The organism is Bradyrhizobium sp. LMG 9283, from assembly GCF_045571415.1.
Classification (GTDB): domain Bacteria; phylum Pseudomonadota; class Alphaproteobacteria; order Rhizobiales; family Xanthobacteraceae; genus Bradyrhizobium.
The window spans coordinates 172,253-189,011 of record NZ_CP120691.1 but is presented as its reverse complement, the minus strand read 5'-3'; the positions used below and the strand labels follow the sequence as shown (position 1 = coordinate 189,011).

17 protein-coding genes are annotated in these 16,759 nt (G+C 66.3%); 5 read left to right on the top strand and 12 right to left on the bottom strand.

What is annotated here, in order from left to right:
* Nucleotides 1–2 precede the first annotated feature (2 nt).
* Both P6U29_RS00860 and P6U29_RS00855 read right to left on the bottom strand, forming a co-directional pair.
* Nucleotides 3–470, bottom strand: coding sequence for a hypothetical protein (locus tag P6U29_RS00860; RefSeq protein WP_407115900.1), 468 nt, complete (start codon nt 468–470; stop codon nt 3–5).
* A 98-nt stretch (nt 471–568) separates the two neighbouring features.
* Nucleotides 569–2,035, bottom strand: coding sequence for a YifB family Mg chelatase-like AAA ATPase (locus P6U29_RS00855; protein WP_407115899.1), 1,467 nt, complete (start codon nt 2,033–2,035; stop codon nt 569–571).
* A 226-nt stretch (nt 2,036–2,261) separates the two neighbouring features.
* On the opposite strand from P6U29_RS00855, the gene P6U29_RS00850 reads away from it, so the two are divergent.
* Complete coding sequence (locus tag P6U29_RS00850) at nt 2,262–2,507, top strand: PilZ domain-containing protein (RefSeq protein ID WP_018644993.1); 246 nt, start codon at nt 2,262–2,264, stop codon at nt 2,505–2,507.
* Nucleotides 2,508–2,586: 79 nt separating this feature from the next.
* The gene (locus P6U29_RS00845) at nt 2,587–3,360 is read left to right on the top strand and encodes a tetratricopeptide repeat protein (protein ID WP_407115898.1); all 774 of its coding nucleotides are present in this window, start codon (nt 2,587–2,589) and stop codon (nt 3,358–3,360) included.
* Between the two features lie 41 nt (nt 3,361–3,401).
* Here P6U29_RS00845 and P6U29_RS00840 read toward each other — a convergent pair whose 3' ends face one another.
* From P6U29_RS00840 to rsmI, 7 genes are all read right to left on the bottom strand, one after another.
* Nucleotides 3,402–4,697 (bottom strand): CpaE family protein, encoded by a 1,296-nt coding sequence (locus tag P6U29_RS00840; RefSeq protein ID WP_407115897.1) that lies wholly within the window; start codon nt 4,695–4,697, stop codon nt 3,402–3,404.
* The gene (locus P6U29_RS00835) at nt 4,694–5,428 is read right to left on the bottom strand and encodes a CpaD family pilus assembly protein (RefSeq protein ID WP_407115896.1); all 735 of its coding nucleotides are present in this window, start codon (nt 5,426–5,428) and stop codon (nt 4,694–4,696) included. Before P6U29_RS00835 ends, P6U29_RS00840 begins: the two co-directional genes overlap by 4 nt.
* Nucleotides 5,429–5,472: 44 nt before the next feature.
* Nucleotides 5,473–6,990, bottom strand: a complete 1,518-nt coding sequence (locus tag P6U29_RS00830; RefSeq protein ID WP_407115895.1) for a type II and III secretion system protein family protein — start codon at nt 6,988–6,990, stop codon at nt 5,473–5,475.
* A gap of 10 nt (nt 6,991–7,000) precedes the next feature.
* A complete protein-coding gene (gene cpaB / locus P6U29_RS00825) occupies nt 7,001–7,822 on the bottom strand; it encodes a Flp pilus assembly protein CpaB (protein WP_407115894.1) in 822 nt (273 codons plus the stop codon).
* A gap of 382 nt (nt 7,823–8,204) precedes the next feature.
* Entirely contained in the window at nt 8,205–9,149 is a 945-nt protein-coding gene (gene gshB / locus P6U29_RS00820; RefSeq protein WP_407115893.1) for a glutathione synthase, read from the bottom strand.
* Between the two features lie 10 nt (nt 9,150–9,159).
* Nucleotides 9,160–9,561, bottom strand: a complete 402-nt coding sequence (locus P6U29_RS00815; protein WP_407115892.1) for a YraN family protein — start codon at nt 9,559–9,561, stop codon at nt 9,160–9,162.
* Complete coding sequence (gene rsmI, locus P6U29_RS00810) at nt 9,548–10,498, bottom strand: 16S rRNA (cytidine(1402)-2'-O)-methyltransferase (RefSeq protein ID WP_407115891.1); 951 nt, start codon at nt 10,496–10,498, stop codon at nt 9,548–9,550. The genes P6U29_RS00815 and rsmI overlap by 14 nt, the downstream gene beginning before the upstream one ends.
* 340 nt (nt 10,499–10,838) lie before the next feature.
* On the opposite strand from rsmI, the gene P6U29_RS00805 reads away from it, so the two are divergent.
* A complete protein-coding gene (locus P6U29_RS00805) occupies nt 10,839–12,071 on the top strand; it encodes a penicillin-binding protein activator (RefSeq protein WP_407115890.1) in 1,233 nt (410 codons plus the stop codon).
* Nucleotides 12,072–12,224: 153 nt separating this feature from the next.
* Here the strand turns inward: P6U29_RS00805 and hemW are convergent, their stop codons facing one another.
* From hemW to rph, 3 genes are read right to left on the bottom strand one after another with little or no spacing between them, the layout of a single operon-like run.
* Nucleotides 12,225–13,379: a radical SAM family heme chaperone HemW gene (gene hemW, locus P6U29_RS00800; RefSeq protein ID WP_407115889.1), complete on the bottom strand. Its 1,155-nt coding sequence runs from the start codon at nt 13,377–13,379 to the stop codon at nt 12,225–12,227.
* The gene (gene rdgB / locus P6U29_RS00795; protein WP_407115888.1) at nt 13,366–14,001 is read right to left on the bottom strand and encodes an RdgB/HAM1 family non-canonical purine NTP pyrophosphatase; all 636 of its coding nucleotides are present in this window, start codon (nt 13,999–14,001) and stop codon (nt 13,366–13,368) included. The genes hemW and rdgB overlap by 14 nt, the downstream gene beginning before the upstream one ends.
* Nucleotides 14,002–14,012: 11 nt before the next feature.
* Nucleotides 14,013–14,726: a ribonuclease PH gene (gene rph / locus P6U29_RS00790; protein ID WP_407115887.1), complete on the bottom strand. Its 714-nt coding sequence runs from the start codon at nt 14,724–14,726 to the stop codon at nt 14,013–14,015.
* Nucleotides 14,727–14,894: 168 nt separating this feature from the next.
* On the opposite strand from rph, the gene hrcA reads away from it, so the two are divergent.
* Entirely contained in the window at nt 14,895–15,983 is a 1,089-nt protein-coding gene (gene hrcA, locus P6U29_RS00785; RefSeq protein ID WP_407115886.1) for a heat-inducible transcriptional repressor HrcA, read from the top strand.
* A 97-nt stretch (nt 15,984–16,080) separates the two neighbouring features.
* Nucleotides 16,081–16,698, top strand: coding sequence for a nucleotide exchange factor GrpE (grpE, locus tag P6U29_RS00780; protein ID WP_407115885.1), 618 nt, complete (start codon nt 16,081–16,083; stop codon nt 16,696–16,698).
* Nucleotides 16,699–16,759: the final 61 nt, after the last annotated feature.

The following is a 16,759-nucleotide window of genomic DNA, read 5'->3' as shown; positions in this document are numbered from 1 at the left end:
GTTCAGAGCGAGGCAGCCTGGAGAGGGCGCTGGCCGCCGCGGGCACCGACGATCAGCGCCGCCGCCTCGCGCTGCGAGAACGTCTTTGAGCGCACATAGATGCGGTAATCCACCGGTCCTTCGCTGGAGAGATAGATCACCTGGCCGCCATCGACCGGCTGCGCCGCAATCGAGACAAGGCGCGTCGCCGGATTGGCCTGGCAGGAATCCGGCTCGGAGCCGAGGCCATCGTCGACCACGGCGAAGTCCGCAGCGCCCGCATCGTCGATGATCTGGACCCGCACCGTGGCCCGCGCGGGATCGTCGGTGAAGGCGACATGCACGCCGGCGGTCCAGAACAGGGAGGTGAGCTCGACCGATGTTTCGCCCAGCGCGATGCAGGGATGCGAAACCGATCCGATCTCGGCGCGGGCGAACACCGCAGCCGCCAAAACGGGAACAACCGAGGCCAGGACCTTGAAACGCAACATGACGCTCTACTCGCCAAGCCCGTGGGAGAACTCGTTGGGCCTTATGGTTTGCAGAGCGTAAAGGAAACTCGTTACCGCGGGGTTGATGCGCGACGCGCTTAAGCTATCTGGCGCACATCCTCCGCGAGTGCGCGGTAGGACAGCGCTTCGGCGAGATGCAGCCGGCCGATCTTGTCGGCATGATCGAGGTCGGCCAGCGTGCGCGCCACCCGCAGCACGCGGTGGTAGCCGCGCGCGGACAGCCGCATGGTCTCGGCGGCATCGCGCAGCAGCTTGGCGCCTTGCGCGTCAGGCTTTGCGATCTCCTCCAATACGGAAGCGGGCGCCTCTGCATTGGTGCGAATGTGGAGCAAGCCTGCATCCGCATAGCGCGCGAGCTGGATGTCGCGCGCTGCCGCAACGCGCGCGGCGACCTCGGCCGAGCCCTCCGCCGGCGGTGGCAGGATCAGATCGGCGGCGGTCACCGCCGGCACCTCGATGCGCAGATCGATGCGGTCCATCAGGGGACCGGAGATGCGCGCCTGGTAATCGCCGGTGCAGCGGTCGATGCGGCCGCGCTTGCAGGCATAGCCGGGCTCGAACGCGTTGCCGCAGCGGCAGGGATTCATCGCGGCGACCAGCATGAAGCGGGCAGGGTAGGTGACGCGGTGATTGGCGCGCGACACCGCGACCTCGCCGTTCTCCAGCGGCTGACGCAGCGAATCCAGCACGCGCGGATCGAACTCCGGCAGCTCGTCGAGGAACAGCACGCCCTGATGCGGCGAGCGGAACGGTCGCCGCGCCGTCAGCGCGCCGCCTTCGATCTCGCCGGCGACGGAGGCGATCATCGAGACCTCGAGCAGCTCGCTTGGCGAGAGCGGCGGCAGGATCGAGGGCAGGCGCGCGGCCAACATCGATTTGCCGGCGCCGGGCGCGCCGATCATGAGCAGATGATGCCCGCCGGCGGCCGCGATCTCCAGCGCGCGCTTGGCGCTCTCCTGGCCCTTGATGTCGCGCAGGTCGAGCGTCGAGGCGGCGGCTTCGTGCACTTTCGGCGAGGGCCGCGACAGCACTTGCGTGCCCTTGAAATGGTTGGCGATCTGGATCAGCGAGCTTGCGGCGATGATCTGGATGTCCGGGCTCGCCCACGCCGCTTCGGAGCCGCAAGACGCCGGACAGATCAGCCCTTCCTCGCGCATATTGGCGCCGATCGCGGCGGGAAGAACGCCGGCCACCGGCGCGATCGAGCCGTCGAGGCCGAGCTCGCCGAGCACGGTGAAGCCGGCGAGCGCATCCGGCGGGATCGCCCCGATCGCGGCCATCAGCCCGAGCGCGATCGGCAGGTCGTAATGGCTGCCTTCCTTCGGGACGTCGGCCGGTGCCAGATTGACGGTGATCCGCCGCGCCGGCAGCGCCAGCCCCGAGGCGAGCAGCGCCGAACGCACCCGCTCGCGCGCCTCCGACACCGCCTTGTCGGGCAGGCCGACGATGGCGAAGGCCGGCAGGCCGGGCGCCACCTGCACCTGCACGTCGACCGCGCGGGCCTCGATCCCCTCGAAGGCGACGGTAGAAACCCGTTGAACCATGCTCGAACCAGCCTGCCCTTTTCCACAATTACGGGTAGCAGAGCGCGGCGGTTTTCGCAAGAACAATACGGGAACAATGCTCTGGGCCCGTGCAAGTCCTAACCAGTCGTAAACGCGACGCAAAGACTACGTCTCGAATGCAAGTCGCTCTCCTCAGCACATCCCAACGAATGTCCGCTACTCCTGGGCCTGCGGGATGGACCGTGGTCTAACGGGTGAAAAGTAAATGCTTGCAAATCGCCGGAGAAGCGAACGTCGGGTGTGCAGCCGTCTCGCCAAGATCCATTTTGGCGCGGGCTCGCTGCCGCGGGATTGCACGATCACGGATATTTCGGATGGCGGCGTGAAAGTGGTGGCGGAATTTTTGGAAGTGCCACCGCAATTCACCATCATCTTTGCGCCCGACTATTCCCGCCAATGCCGCCTGCGCTGGCGCATCGGCTGCGAGTTCGGCGCCGAATTCGTCGATTAGGCTGCTGCGGGGCGCCTCCTTAACGGGACTTTAGCGTTAATCGGTCAGCATCCCTGATCAGTCGCCGAGTGATCAGAGTATGTCCAAGCGTCCGTCCCCCGCCCTGCCTCCGGCGAAATTCCTGCTTCCCGCGTTCATGGTGCTGGTCCTCGGCGGCTGCCAGACCAATGGCATCGAGGATGTGACCGGCGCGCTCGGCGTCAAATCTGAAGCCCCGGTCACGGCCGACGCCAAGCCCGACATGGACGCGTTGCGCGAGCGCTATCGCGCCAAGCCAAGCGATCCCTCCGTTGCACTCGCCTACGGCAAGGCGCTGCGCGAGACCGGCCAGCGCGCGCAGGCGGTCGCGGTGCTGGAGCAGGCCGTGCTCGGCCATCCCAGCAACAAGGCGCTGCTCGCCGGCTATGGCCGCGCGCTCGCCGACAACGGCAATTTCCAGCAGGCCTTCGATGTCCTGAGCCGCGCCCATACACCGGAAGATCCAGATTGGCGCATCCTGTCGGCGCAGGGCGCGGCGCTGGATCAGCTCGGCCGCAATGAGGAGGCGCAGCAATATTACGCGAGCGCCTTGAAGATCGTGCCCGACGAGCCGCAGGTGCTGTCCAATCTCGGCCTGTCCTACATGCTCCAGAACAATCTGCCGCGGGCCGAGGAAACGATGCGGCGCGCGCATGAGCGCAATCCCGGAGATCCCCGCGTACGCGCCAATCTCGCGCTCGTGCTGGGGCTGGAAGGAAAGCAGGCCGAAGCCGAATCCATCGTAAGGGCCGATCTGCCGCCCGACCAGGCGGCGGCCAAAGTCACCGCGCTGCGGCAGCTGCTGGCGAAGAAGCAGCAACGGGCGGACAGATAGCCCGCACTTTCCTGCGGCCCGACGAAGCGAGCACCGCTATCCTACGAAGCCTTGCGATGCGGGGCCGAGCCGCGCCCTGACCTGCCCTTCAGCTTCTTCAAGAGCGGCTCGAGCAGCGAGCGCTTCGGCTTTTTCACCTCGCCGCGGCCGGCGAGGCGGTTCGCCATGTTCTGGAACAGGAGGGTGGTGCGGTGGGTCTTGGAGACCTCCGCGATCATCTGACCGTTGTTGGCCGCGGTCGAGAACAATTTCGAATCGAACGGGATCACCGCGATCGGCTGGCTCTCCATGGTCTTGGCGAAGGCCTTGACCTCGATCTCTGCGCGCTTGTGCATGCCGACCTGGTTGAGGCAGTACAGCGGCGGCCGGTCGTTCGGCCGCGCTGTCTTCAGCACGCTCAGCATGTTCTTGGTGTTGCGCAAGTTGGCGAGATCGGGCTCGGCCACGATGACGATATCGTCGGCGTTCACCAGCGCGCGTCGCGTCCAGCCCGACCATTGATGGGGAACGTCGAGCACGATGCAGGGCGTGGTCATGCGCAGCGTGTCGAACACCGCGTCAAAGGCTTCGGCACCGAAATCGTAGACGCGGTCGAGCGTGGCGGGCGCCGCCAGCAGACTGAGGCGATCGGTGCATTTGGCGAGCAGGCGCTCCATCAGCGCCGTGTCCGGCCGGTCCTGCGACAGCACCGCATTGGCGATGCCCTGCACCGGGTCCTGGTTGTAGTCGAGGCCCGCCGTGCCGAAGGCGAGGTCGAGATCGATCACGACGGAATCGAGCGCAAGGTCTCGCGCGATGGTCCAGGCCAGATTATGTGCGACGGTGGACGCGCCGACGCCGCCCTTGGCGCCGACCACCGCGATGACGCGGCCGGTGATGATGGCCTCGGACGCCGAGAACAGGCTGCAGATCGAGCGGACCACGTCGAGGGTTTCGACCGGTCCGACCACATAGTCGTTGACGCCGCGGCGCACCAGCTCCCGATAGGGCGCGGTGTCATTGGGGCTGCCGATCACGACCACGCGGGTGCCGGGATCGCAGACGCCGGCGAGGTCGTCGAGCCCCTCCAGGATGTCGCGCGTGCCATCGGACTCGATGACGATCACGTTCGGTGTCGGCCTCGATTCATAGGCTTCGATCGCTGCGGCGAGGCCACCGTCCTTGGCGGTGAGGTGGGCCTTGGCGAGCCGGCGATCCTGGCCCGCCGCGGTCACCGCCTGGAGCGTCTGCTCGGTCTCGCAAAAGGCTTGCACCGAAATGCGAGGAACCGGCGCGATATGTTCGTCGGGGTGCAGCGGATCGTCTGCGTCCGCGTCTTCGTCGTGAAGCCGTGTCATTTGCCGGTATCGCTGAGTTTGGCCTTGTCGGAATCGGGGGAGGGCGTCGCGATCGGCGTGCCCTTGCGGTAACGGTCGAAGGCGATGTCGCGCCGGGCGGTATAGGCGGGCGTCTCGGCACGCGGCTGCTCGAGGTCGGCCGGGTTGTCGATCATCGCCGCGAGATTGCGCTGGCTGGCGCAGCCCAGATTGAAATAGGGCCGGTTCTCGTTATAGCCGGGGTCGAGGATAGAGGGGCCGACGTCTTCCGGCCACAGCCCGCACGGCCCGGCGATGGCCGCGATCTTCGAATAACTCAGGCGGATGGTCGGCAGCAGCCCGGGATCCTCAGGACGATAGGGATGCTGGACGATGGCACGCGACGGCACGCCGCCGGACGTGAGCACGGAGCGGATCTCCTGATAGGTCGCAGCAGCCGCGCGCGAATTGGCGGTGTCGACAGGCACGTCGACGACGACGGAGCCGGTGCCTTCGCGCACCCAGTCCCGCGCGATGCCCGCGACGTCGGATTGCTGCGCGTCCGAGAGGCCGCCGCGCGCCTTGCCGACGAAGATCACGATCGACTTCTTGCCTTCCTGCACCGCGATCGGGTGGCGCTGGCGATAATCGGTCGGCACCGTCTGGGTGACGATGTCGCCGGTGGTGTTGCAGGCGCCGAGCATGACGGAGAGCCCCGTCAGCGCCAGCGCGATACTTAAGCCGCGACGTCGATCGGCTGTCCTGTTCGTCATCGCTTGATCCCCTCTTGCCCCGTTCCCCAAGCCGTGCGGTCGCCTCAGTCGATGATGAAGCCGAAATCGCCGGGCGTGCCGTTGACCGGGTCGACGCGCCGCGCGATGCCGTAAAGCCGGTTCATGCGGCCGAGCAGAGCCGTCTGCGCGTCCGAGGCCGGCGCGAAGCCGTCGTCCGGCCGCGACAATTCCTTCTGGGCGACCGCGCGCACCACATAGGGCGTCACGATCACCATCAGCTCGGTCTCGTTGTTGACGAAATCCTGGCTGCGGAACAGCGCGCCGATGATCGGCACCTGGTCGACACCGGGCAGGCCGTTGATCGCCTGCTTGGTCTGCTGCTGGATCAGGCCGGCCATTGCCATCGAGCCGCCCGAGGGAATTTCCAGCGTGGTCTCGGCGCGGCGGGTCTGGATCGACGGGATGGTGATCGAACTGGTCTGGCCCGCGGACACCGCCTGCGTCACGGAGATGGCGTTCTGATTCGACAGCTCCGAGACTTCGGTCATCACGCGCAGGCTGATACGTCCCTCGCTGAGCACGACCGGCGTGAAGTTCAGGGAGATGCCGAACTTCTTGTAGGTGATCTGGGTGGTACAGACGTGGGTGACCGGATCGCAGGAATAGCCCGCAGGGATCGGGAATTCGCCGCCGGCGATGAAAGTGGCGGACTCGCCGGAGATCGCCGTTAGGCTCGGTTCGGCCAGCGTCCGCATCACGCCAGCGCTTTCCATCGCGCGCATCGTGGCGTTGACCGTGGCCACGCCTTTTGCGAGTCCGGTGACACCGAGCCCGTTGCTGGTGACGAGCGGGCCGCCGGAGACCGAGAACGGGTTGGAGTTGTTGAAATTCACGACCGCGGTGCCGGCGTTCAGGCTGGCGCTGAGATCGACGCCGAGCTGCTTGACGATGTCGCGGCGCACTTCGCCGACGACGACCTTGAGCATGACCTGGTCGCGGCCGCGCACGACGATGTTGTTGACCACCTTGTCCGAGCCGCCGACGAGCTTTGCGGCGACATCGCCGGCCTGCTGGGCTTCGACCGGGCTCGACACCGAGCCCGTCAGCATCACGCTGTCGCCGACGCCTTCGATCTGCACGCCGGGCAGCGACTGGCGCAGGGCGGCGCGCATGCCGTTGAGGTCGCGCTTCACCGCGATGTCGTAGGAGGCGACCTGCTGGCCGTCGGCGGCGAAGAACACGACGTTGGTCTGGCCGACCTGACCGCCGATGATATAGGCGCGCTGGGCCGAGCGGATCACCGCATTGGCGATCTTGGGGTCGGCCACCAGCACGTCCTTGACCTCGCGCGGCAGGTCGATGACGACAGATTTGCCCACGCCAAGCGAGAGAAAACGCGTTCTCGCCGGTGCTATCGTCGCGACCGGCGACACGCCAAGATCGGACGCTTGCATCGGCGCCTGGTCGCCGACCGGTGCATCCGCAGCGCTGACGACGCCGGGGGCCGCGAGCAGCCCCAGCATCAGCATCGTCCCCGCCAAGAACGAGCGCGCGCGCTTCCCCCGAATGCGCAGGCCCGTCCGATCACCCCCGTAGTTCATGCTGTCCCCATCACCTCTGTGACGTCAGTTGCCGTGCCGGCACGCCGTAACGGATCACGTTCACGCCGCCCGGGCGCTTGATCGCCTGGTCCTCGGGCGTGCCGTCGACTGCGTTGGCATCGACGATGCTGCGCAACGCGAGCGTCAGGGTGCCGCCCTGGCGTGCGGCCGAGAGCGTGGCGACCTGGTCGGGCCGGAGCTCGAGCGTGACGGTCTTGCCGATCACGGCGTTCTGGCCGTCCTTCTCCTTCGGCGCCTGGTCGATCGCGAGCACGCGGATGTTGGTGAGAATGACCTCGGACAGGACGAGGTCGTTGCCGCCGGTCGGACCGTTGGTGTTGCCGCCGTCGGGATTCTTCAGGCGGCGGGTCAGGACGATGTCGACGCGGTCATTCGGAAGGATGAAGCCGCCGGCCCCGGTTTCGGCTGAAATCTCGGTGGAGACGGCGCGCATTCCAGAGGGCAGGATCGCGGCCATGAAGCCGGAGCCTTCGGCCTTGACCAGCTTCTGCTCACGGATCGGCTCGCCCTGCATCAACGGCACGCGCGCGATCGAGCCGGCGATCTGGGTCTGCGCCTCGGGCCTGCTGTCGCGGCGGATGAAGGCGCTGCTCGCGGTCGCCGCCGGCCAGGCCTGCCATTGCAGGTCCTCGGGCTTGACGGCTTGGCCGAGTTGGATGTCGTTCTTCGCGACAAGGACCTCGACCGTCGGCAGCTTCTCGGCGGCCGGCAGGACAGGTGCGGGTGCATTCTGATAGCCGCTCGCCAGATACGCAGCGACGCCGCCGGCGCCGAGAGCGATGACGAGAACGACGATGCGTGCGGTATTCATACGCTTCTACTCTTACGCGGGGCACTCGAACCGCACCTGGCGTGTTCCCCCGCGTCGATGAGTAGGGAGTAAAAGTATAAGGGGTGTTGCGAGGCAGAACGCGATCGCCGGCCAGCGATGCTGGTTTTCGGCAGATGGTGAACGTCGCGTTATCCGGTCGGCCAGCGCCCCCGTAGATTCACGTAATGCGAAGGGCGTACGCGAGGGGGCCGGGGCGTGATGGTGAATGGATGGTTAGTGACGGGAGAGGCTCGAAGTCGCACTGCTATCGCAGTGTGCGCCGCGATGCGCTAGCGATCCGTCGTCCTTCGAGGCCCGTCCTGCTATGCAGGACGAGCGCCTCAGGATGACGGTGATAAATTGAGGCCTGCGCAGCCCGAAGCTATTTCTTCCGCTTCTGCTCGATCACGTCCCAGATCTTCGCTGCGACATCAGGGCCGCCGAGCCGCGAGATGGCGCGGATGCCGGTGGGCGAGGTGACGTTGATCTCGGTGAGGTTGCCGTTGATCACGTCGATGCCGACGAACAAAAGGCCGCGCTCGCGCAGCGCCGGGCCGACGGTGGCGCAGATCTCGCGCTCGCGCGGGGTGAGCTCGGTCTCCTGCGCCGCGCCGCCGCGCACCATGTTGGAGCGCAGGTCATCGGTGGCCGGCACGCGGTTCACCGCACCGGCGAACTCGCCGTTGACGAGAATGATGCGCTTGTCGCCGTGCTTCACCTCGGGGATGAACTGCTGGATCACCCAAGGCTCCTTGAAAGTGACCGAGAACATGTCGAACAGCGAGCCGAAATTCATGTCCTGCGGCATCACGCGGAACACCGCCGCGCCGCCATGGCCATGCAGCGGCTTCATGACGACGGCGCCGTGCTTGTCGCGAAACGCGTTGATCTCATCCAGGTCGCGCGAGATCAGCGTCGGCGGCATCAGCTGCGGAAAATTCATCACGAACAGCTTTTCCGGCGCGTTGCGCACGGAGGCGGGATCGTTGACGACCAGCGTCTTCGGATGGATGCGCTCCAGGAAATGCGTCGAGGTGATGTAGGCGAGATCGAACGGCGGATCCTGGCGCAGCAGCACCACGTCGAAGCCGTTCAGCGCCTCGCGCTTGGGCTCGCCCAAGGTGAAGTGGTTGCCGGGCTCGTCGCGCACGGTCAGGAGCTGAACCGGCGCGATCAGCTCTTCGCCGACCATCGAGAGCTTGTCGGGCGTGTAGTAGGATAGGCCATGGCCGCGCCTCTGCGCCTCCAGCAGCAGCGCAAAGGTGGAATCGCCATTGATGTTGATGCGGGCGATGGGATCCATCTGGACGGCGACGTTCAGTTTCATGGTCTGCCTTTCAGGTCGAGGCGTCGAATGCCGCCAACACATGGCGCGGAAGCGAGCGCGGCGCAATCAGCATGGCGTCGAATCGCAATTCGAATTCGGCATGCTCGGGATGCGCTACGAGCCAGCCTTGCGCCGCATCGATGATGCGCTGCTGCTGGCGCGGCGTCACGGCGAAAGCAGCATCATCCAGGCTCGCCCGCGCCTTGACCTCGACGAAAGCGATCAAATTGCGGCGGCGCGCCACGATGTCGATCTCGCCATGCGGGGTGCGGTAGCGTTTGGCAAGGATGCGATAGCCCTTGGCCATGAGGTATGCCGCGGCGCGGCTCTCCGCGGAGATGCCGGTGCGGAACGCGGCGACGCGCTCGGGCGAGGCGACTTTCGGTTCCGCCGAGGGGTCAGTCTTCGCCATCGCCGCCTCGCAAGTCCTTGGCGAGCTCGAGCGCGCGGGCATAGACCTCGCGGCGCGGCCGACCCGACAGTGCGACCGCATGCGCCACGGCGTCCTTCACGCTGTTGGCGGCAAGCTGCTCGCGCAAGAGATCGTCGAGCGCATCCGATGCCAGCACGTCGGCGTCGGCTGCAGGCGGACCAATCACCAGAACGAATTCGCCGCGCGTCTCCGGCGCGTCGGCTTGCCGCGCGAACTCGGCGAGGGGCGCACGCCTGACCTCCTCGTGCAACTTGGTCAGCTCGCGGCAGACCGCGGCCTCTCTTTCACCCATGATCTCGGCGAGATCGGTCAATGTGGCCTGCATGCGATTGCCCGATTCGAACATCACCAGCGTCGCGTCGATGCGTGCAAGCTCGGCCAGACGTGCGCGGCGCGCTGCCGATTTCGCTGGCAAAAAACCCTCGAAGAAGAAGCGGTCGGTCGGCAATGCAGCGACCGACAGAGCTGCCAGCACCGAGGACGGGCCGGGCAGCGCATACACCGGATGGCCCGCAGCGCAGACTTCGCGCACCAGCTTGAAGCCGGGGTCGGAGATCAATGGCGTGCCGGCATCCGACACCAGTGCGACCGAGCCGCCTTGCGCCAGCACTTCCAGAATCTTCGGGCGCGCCGCTTCCGCATTGTGCTCGTGATAGGGCTTGAGCTGCGCCGCAATCGCATAGCGTTCGGTCAGGCGGCGTGTGATGCGGGTGTCCTCGCAGGCGATGACATCGACGCCGGCGAGCGTCTGCAGCGCCCGAAGGGTGATGTCGCCGAGATTGCCAATCGGTGTCGCCACCAGATACAGGCCCGGCGCGGCCTTCGGCGCCGCGAGCCGATGGGCATCGATGGAGAAGCCGCGCACGGCGGCGCCTTGAGCTTCAGGCGTATTTATCGGGGCCGGCTTTGCGCGCATAATGAGATCAACTTAGGCACGATCCGCAGGGCTGGGAACCGGCTGGTCGAAAAAGATCGTGCCGAGGTGAGGCGCGAGGAACGGACGGGAATGTGATCGATCCAGGATCACGTCGAGAGGAAATGAGGGCGCTTGCGCCATATTCACGACGGAAACGCCGCCTTGATGCTGAATGAGTGACGGCGAACAGCTGCCGGGACGGGGAGGCGACTGCGTTAAGATGTTGTTATCCTTTTGTTTCGGTTAACTATTTGCCGACAATATGCCTGAATCCGCGGGTTTGTGCCGCGGAAGGAATGTCATGACCGGCCGGCGACGGCCGATCAGAAGAGAAGCTGCCATGGTGGGCCCGCGTCATTCAAAGTCTCCCGTTCCGGGGTCCCGATCGTCCGGGGCGACCCGCCGGAGTGCGCTCGGCCTGTTGCTCGGTGCGCCCGTGCTGTCGGCCTGCGCCGGCGTGCAGCAAAGTCTCAGCCAATTCTCCAACCCGTTCTCGAGCTCCACACCGCCGGCCCAGCCGGCAGGTCCCCAGCAACAGGCGACGACCGCCGGCACCGGCGGCGTGAAAGTCGGACTGATTTTGCCGCTCTCGGCCGCCGGCAATGCGGGCCTCGCCGCGCAATCCATGCGCAACGCCGCCGAGATGGCGCTGGCCGAGTTCCAGAACCCGAACATCCAGCTTCTCATCAAGGACGACAATGGCAGCCCGCAAGGCGCGCAAGCCGGCGCGCAGCAGGCGGTCGATGAGGGCGCCGAGATCATCCTTGGACCGCTATTCGCGCAATCGGTGCCGGCGGTGGCGCAGGTCGCGCGCACGCGCGGCATTTCGGTCATCGCGTTCTCGACCGATTCCAGCATCGCCGGACGCGGCGTCTATCTGCTCTCGTTCCTGCCGGAGTCCGACGTCAACCGCATCGTCGAATATTCCGCCAGCATCGGAAAGCGCTCCGTTGCCGTGCTGGTGCCCGACAATGCCTATGGCAATGTCGTCGAGGCCGCGGTGAAGGCGGCCGTGCCGCGGCGTGGCGGGCGCATCGTTGCGTTCGAGAAATACGGCGCCGATCGCGCCACGCCGGCGCGCACCGTGGCGCAGCAGCTCGGCAGCGCGGATGCGCTGTTCATTGCCGATGACGGCGATGCCGTCGTGTCGGTGGCAGATGCCATGACCGCCGCGGGCGCGAACCTGCGCAACATCCAGCTGCTCGGCACCGGTCTGTGGGACAATCCGCGCGTCTATGCCAGCTCGAACTTGCAAGGCGGTCTCTACGCCGCGCCCGACCCGGCCGGCTTTCGCGCCTTCTCGGGCCGCTACCGCACCAAATATGGCGGCGAGCCGGTGCGAACCGCCACGCTCGCCTATGATGCGGTCGCCCTCGTCGCCGCGCTCGCGCGCACCCAAGGCACCACGCGCTTCTCCTCTGATGTGCTCACGAATCCCTCTGGCTTCGCCGGCATCGACGGCCTGTTCCGCTTCCGCCCCGACGGCACGAATGAACGTGGGCTTGCCGTGATGAAGGTGACGACCGGCGGCGGCGTTGCGGTCGCGGGCTCGCCGAAGAGTTTTGGGGCGTAGCTCTTCACCTCTCCCGCTTAAGGGGAAGGTCGGCGCGTAGCGCTGGGTGAGGGTTCTTTCCTCTTGGGGACTGTCTCGTTGCGGAGACACCCTCTCCCCAAACCCTCTCTCCCGCAAGCGAGCGAGGGAGCGCCCCGCCAATTTGGCTGAGACTTACGCTGCGAGATCCGCGACCACCGCATCCAGCACCGGAAATCCGCTGCTGGTCACGCGCAGCCGTCCCGTCGCATCGACCGTGATGGCGCCTTCCTCGCGGAGAAGCGCGATGCGGCGGGGATCGAGCGGGCGGCCCGAGATGGCCTTGTAACGCTCGGGGTCGATGCCTTCGGCGAGACGCAATCCCATCAGCAGGAATTCGTCGGCGCGCTCCTCGCTGTTGAGGAGCTCGTCGGTGACTACGCCGTCGCCGTTGGTCTCGACCCGCAGCAGCCAGGCCTCGGGGCGCTTCTCGGTGGCGGTAGCGTGCCTGATACCGTCGATGTCGAGGCGGCCATGTGCGCCGGGGCCGATGCCGGCATATTCCTCGCCGCGCCAGTACACCAGATTGTGCCGGCACTCGGCGCCGCGCCGCGCGTGATTGGAGATCTCGTAGGCGGGCAGGCCGAGCTTGTCACAGGTCTCCTGCGTGACGTCGTAGAGCGCGCGTGCGACGGCTTCATCCGGCGTCTTCAATTTGCCGGCCTGGTGCAGGCCAAAGAACGGCGTGCCTTCCTCGATCGTCAATTGATAGAGCGACAGATGCTCAGCCGCTTCATCAATGGCGTGCCGCAGCTCGTCGGCCCACATCGCCGGCGTCTGATCGGGGCGGGCGTAGATCAGGTCGAACGAATAGCGGTCGAACGAGCGGCGTGCGATGGCGACGGCATCGAGCGCCTCCCGCGCGCTGTGCATGCGGCCGAGCGCCTTCAGCGAAGCGTCATCGAGCGCCTGCACGCCGAGCGAGACGCGGTTGACGCCGGCGCTGCGATAGCCGGCAAAGCGCGTGGCTTCGACGCTGGTCGGATTCGCTTCCAGCGTCACTTCGACATCGCCGGCGACGGCCCAGTGCTTGCCGATCGAATCGAGCACCGCGCCGACGGTTGCAGGCTGCATCAGGGATGGCGTGCCGCCGCCCAGGAAAATCGAGGTGACCTCGCGGCCCGGCGCACGCTGTGCGGTCGTTTCGATCTCACGCGCGAAGGCGGAGGCGAAGCGCGCCTCGTCGATCGCGGCGTGGCGGACATGGCTGTTGAAGTCACAATAGGGACACTTCGACAGGCAGAATGGCCAGTGCACGTAGACGCCAAAGGCTTCCTTAGCGCGGCTCAAGGCAGATCTCCGCCAGTTTCACGAAGGCGCGGGCGCGGTGCGACAGGCCGAGCCCAATCGGCGGCAGACCATGTTTCTCGATGCTGGTCATCTCGCCAAAGGTGCGCCTGTGTCCGTCAGGCAAAAACATGGGATCGTAACCGAAGCCGGCATTCCCGCGCGGTGGCCACACCAGCGTGCCGTCGACGCGCGCCTCGACCTGTTCGAGATGACCGTCGGGCCAGGCAACGCAGAGCGCGGAGACGAAATGCGCTGTTCGGCGATCGGGCGTGGTGGCGCCGCGTTCCTGCAACAGCCGCTCGATCTGCGCCATCGCCGCGTTGAAATCCTTGGTCGGACCAGCCCAGCGCGCGCTGTAGATGCCCGGTGCGCCGTCGAGTGCGTCGACCACGATCCCGGAATCGTCGGCGAAGGACGGAAGCTTGGTCGCCTTCGCCGCCGCGGTCGCCTTGATCGCGGCATTGCTGCGGAAGTCGTTTCCCGTTTCCTCGGGTTCGTCCAGGCCGAGCTCACCGGCCGACACCGCCTCGATCCCGTACGGCGCAAGCAGCTCCCGCATCTCGGCGAGCTTGCCGGGATTATGGGTGGCGATGACGAGCTTGTCCGTGATTCGGCGGTGCATGGCCTAATTGACTACGCCACAGCCAGTTTCTGCAAGTCCACCAGACGCGCGACGCCCTTGCGGGCCAGCGCCATCAACGCCAGGAACTCGGCTTCCGTGAACGGCTCGCGTTCCGCGGTGCCCTGGACCTCGATGAGGCGGCCATCGCCGGTCATGACGAAATTGGCGTCGGTCTCGGCCTCGGAATCCTCGGCATAGTCGAGATCGAGCACCGGCGTACCGTTGTAGATGCCGCAGGAGATCGCAGCGACGTTGTCGCGCAGCACGTTGGCTTTCACCATGTTGCGCGCCTTCATCCAATTGACGCAATCGGCGAGCGCGACCCAGGCGCCGGTGATCGAGGCCGTGCGCGTGCCGCCGTCGGCCTGGAGCACGTCGCAATCGACCGTGATCTGGCGTTCACCGAGCGCTTCGAGATTGATGATGGTGCGAAGCGAGCGGCCGATCAGGCGCTGGATCTCGACGGTGCGGCCGCTCTGCTTTCCGGCCGAGGCCTCGCGGCGGGTGCGTTCGGAGGTTGCGCGCGGCAGCATGCCGTATTCGGCGGTGACCCAGCCGCGGCCCTGGCCCTTCAGCCACGGCGGCAGGCGGTCTTCCAGCGTGGCGGTGACCAGCACATGGGTGTCGCCGAATTTCACCAGGCAGGAGCCTTCCGCATATTTGACCACGCCACGCTCCAGCGTCACGGGGCGCAATTCGTCGGGCGCACGGCGGCTTGGCCGCATGGGAAATCCTCCAAAACTCACGGGAAAAGGCTGTTCGCGGTGCTTGTAGGTGGGGCAGGGGTGGGGGGCAAGGTTTTTTCACCCCTCGATTTCGAGGCCGCAAGCGCCCCGCTTGTCAGAACCGCCCTGGATGGACAAATTATGAGCATCTGAGAGGAGTTACCGTCTGTGGCCCATCACGATCCGATCCATCTGATCGCGCCGCGCGCAGGCCTTGCACAGCTCAACGAGCGTTCCCGCGACATCTTTCGTCAAATTGTCGAAAGCTATCTCGCGACCGGTGAGCCGGTGGGCTCGCGCAATATCTCGCGCCTGATCGCGATGCCGCTGTCGCCGGCTTCGGTCCGCAACGTCATGGCCGATCTGGAACAGCTCGGCCTGATCTATGCCCCGCATACCTCGGCGGGCCGGCTGCCGACGGAACTAGGCTTACGCTTCTTCGTCGATGCCCTGATGCAGGTCGGCGACCTCAACGAGGCCGAACGGCAGTCGATCCAGAGCCAGCTCTCCTCCGTCGGCGAGGCGCAGTCGGTCGAGGCGGCGCTGGACCAGGCCCTGATGCGGCTCTCCGGCCTGACCCGCGCCGCCGCGGTCGTGTTGACACCAAAATCCAATGCGCGGCTCAAGCACATCGAATTCGTCCGCTTGGAACCGGAGAAGGCTCTGGTGATCCTGGTCGGCGAGGACGGCCAGGTCGAGAACCGCGTGCTGACGCTGCCGCCTGGAGTTCCATCCTCGGCGCTCACCGAAGCTGGCAATTTCCTCAACGCGCGCATTCGCGGCCGCACGCTGGCCGAGGCGCGGCTCGAGCTTGAGACGGCGCTCGCCGAGGCCCGTGCCGAGCTCGATCAGCTCACGCAAAAGGTGATCTCGGCCGGCATCGCCAGCTGGTCCGGCGGCGAGCACGAGGACCGCCAGCTCATCGTTCGCGGCCATGCCAATCTACTCGAAGATCTGCATGCGCTGGAGGATCTGGAGCGGGTGCGCCTGCTGTTTGACGATCTCGAGACCAAGCGCGGCGTGATCGACCTGCTCGGCCGGGCCGAGACCGCCGAGGGCGTGCGCATCTTCATCGGCAGTGAAAACAAGCTGTTTTCGTTGTCGGGGTCCTCCACCATCATCTCGCCCTATCGGGATGCCGCCGGCCACATCGTCGGCGTTCTCGGCGTGATTGGCCCGACGCGGCTGAATTATGCCCGCGTGATCCCGACCGTGGACTATGCCGCCCGCATCGTCAGCCGCCTGCTGGGGGGCTGACCGGCGTTTCCGCAGATCACGGGCGCTTGATTTTCGTGGGCTCAGGCACGATATCCGGGCCAACAATCCCTGGAACCGAGTTCGAGAAATAGAGCCGATGACCGAGCAAGACCGGCAACCCGAAGACACGACTGCAGCGACCGGCGAGCCGGTGGTGTCAAAACCCTACATCATGCCCGACGATCCCGAGCCCGGCACGGTCGAGACGTTGCAGAAGGAAGCCGCCGAAGCGCGCGACCGCATGCTGCGGACGCTGGCCGAGATGGAGAATCTGCGCAAGCGGACCACCAAGGAGGTCGCTGACTCCCGCCTCTACGGCATCACCGGCTTCGCCCGCGACGTGCTCGACATCGCCGACAATCTCCAGCGCGCGCTCGATGCCGTTCCGGCCGAAGCCCGTGCCGCGGCCGATCCCGGCCTGATCTCGCTGATCGAGGGCGTCGAGCTGACCGAGCGCTCGCTGCTCAACGCGCTGGAAAAGCATGGCGTGAAGAAGTTTGATCCGCAGGGCCAGAAGTTCGACCCGAACTTCCAGCAGGCGATGTTCGAAGTGCCCGATGCGTCGGTGCCGTCGGGCACCGTGGTGCAGGTCGTGCAGGCCGGCTACACCATCGGCGAGCGCGTGCTGCGTCCGGCGCTGGTCGGTGTCGCCAAGGGCGGCGCGAAGGCGGCGTCGGCAGCGAACAACAATGAGTCGAGCGGCGCGGCGAACTAAGTCGATCCTTATGGTGAGGAGGCGCGTCAGCGCCGTCTCGAACCATGCAGGCCCGGCCGTT